The organism is Synechococcus sp. BA-120 BA3 (assembly GCF_034931285.1).
Classification (GTDB): domain Bacteria; phylum Cyanobacteriota; class Cyanobacteriia; order PCC-6307; family Cyanobiaceae; genus Cyanobium.
The window spans coordinates 1-1,629 of record NZ_JAYGHZ010000163.1 but is presented as its reverse complement, the minus strand read 5'-3'; the positions used below and the strand labels follow the sequence as shown (position 1 = coordinate 1,629).

Sequence of the window (1,629 nt, the reverse complement as noted above, 5' to 3'; positions counted from 1 at the left end):
GACCAGGCCCGCCGGCAGGGGATCCGGGGCGAGGCCGGGGTCGCCATCGAGCTGCAGCAGCAGCCGCTCCAGATCCCCCAGGTCGATGGCCGCCGTCAGCCCCTCCACCAGGTGCAGGGGAAGGGCCAGCACCTGCTGCTGCCAGTAGTCGTGGGCGACCTGACGCACCAGGTCGGCGGCGTCGGCCTCCAGCGTCAGCTCGGGGGGGCGGGCGGCTTCCATGGCGTGGCGCCGCAGGCTGCGCTGGCAGAAGCCGTGGATGGTGGTGATGTCGGCGGCGTCGAGCTCCTCAAGGGCCAGCAGCAGCAGGCCCTGCACCGCGGCGCGGGCGGCGGGCTCTTCCGGCTGGCGCTCCAGCCATTCGGCCAGCACCGGATCGGGCGCCGTCCAGCCGGCGGGGGGCTGGAGGCCGCTGAGGGCGTCCTGGAGCCGGCGGCCGATGCGATCGCGCAGTTCCGCGGCCGCGGCGTTGGTGTAGGTCACCACCAGCACCTCCCGCAGGCCGAGCCGCTTCTCGGCCAGGAGCCGCAGCACCAGATGGGCCAGGGCGAAGGTCTTGCCGGTGCCGGCACTGGCCTCCAGCAGCACGACGCCGTCATCGAGGCAGACGTCGTTGGCCTCGAAGCGCTCAGGGACGCAGGGGCCGTCAACGGCGACGGTCATCGTTCCACCTCCGCCGTCAGCAGGGGCGAGAAGAGCTCGCTGGCCAGGGCCAGGACCTCCGGCGTCAGCAGATCGTCCGCCGGCAGGCCAGCGCCGAAGCAGGCCTCCATCTCGGCCCGATCCCGTTCACCGGCATGGAAGCCGGAGCCCTCCCAGGTGCCGGTGGCCCTGGCCCGTCCCTGGCCGGGTTTCCTGCGCTCGTTCGCCACGAGGCTCCAGCCCGTTTCCGGCGGCACCGGCCATCCCCTGGTGCGCCACTGCCGCTGCAGGCACGCCAGACGGTCGAGCTCATCCCGGGCCACCTCGGGGGCCGGTGCGGTGAGCTCCAGCACCGGCACGTAGCCATCGCCGTCCCGGGCGATCAGCACCCCCCGGCGCGGGGGGTGACCGGCGGCGCAGGCCAGCAGGAGCTGGAGCCAGAGTTCCAGCCGGTGGCTGACCCGGGCCTGGGCCGTGTGGACCAGCACGACGGCCTCGCCCCGCCAGGGGATCGCGGCCTGCCAGGGGCCCCAGTGGTGGCTGGGACGCCGGGGCGGGCCGAGGGCCTCCAGGGCGCTGGTCAGGCCCGTCCAGCGGCGCTGCAGGAGCTGCGCCTCCATCGGGCCCGCAGCCCCGGGGGGCAGCAGGCCCTGGCCCCGGTGCCGCTCGAGCCAGTCGGCGGCCTCAAGGGGGGCCTCTCCGCCGGGCCCCTCCGCGCTGCGCTGCAGGGTCTCCCGCAGCAGGGAGGAGCGCTACCGCTCATCGAGGGCCAGGGCCTCGAGGTCGTCGACCCGCTTCTCCCACTCCCCGGGGCGCAGGCCCAGGGACCGCAGCCAGTGCTTCTGGGGGGCCACCAGCCAGTCCCGCAGGTCGGTGAAGGCGTCGCCCTCGACGGCGGGGGGAGCCTCCCGGGGGGGCCTTCCAGCCAGCAGCGCCGCGGGTGGGGCCGGCCGCTCCCCGGCCAGACGGCGCACCGCCTCCAGCAGG

At 75.6% G+C, this 1,629-nt stretch carries 3 protein-coding genes; all 3 read right to left on the bottom strand.

Annotated features, from left to right (window positions below; genetic code table 11):
* Positions 1-663: UvrD-helicase domain-containing protein (locus VB737_RS06900; protein ID WP_500312188.1), on the bottom strand; the 663-nt coding region annotated here is incomplete at its 3' end.
* Positions 660-1,382 carry a hypothetical protein gene (locus VB737_RS06895; protein WP_500312189.1) on the bottom strand — a complete coding sequence of 241 codons (723 nt, stop codon included), beginning with the start codon at positions 1,380-1,382 and terminating at the stop codon, positions 660-662. The genes VB737_RS06895 and VB737_RS06900, both read right to left, overlap by 4 nt.
* A gap of 12 nt (positions 1,383-1,394) precedes the next feature.
* Positions 1,395-1,629 (bottom strand): hypothetical protein (locus VB737_RS06890; protein WP_500312187.1); only part of this gene is annotated, 235 nt, incomplete at its 5' end.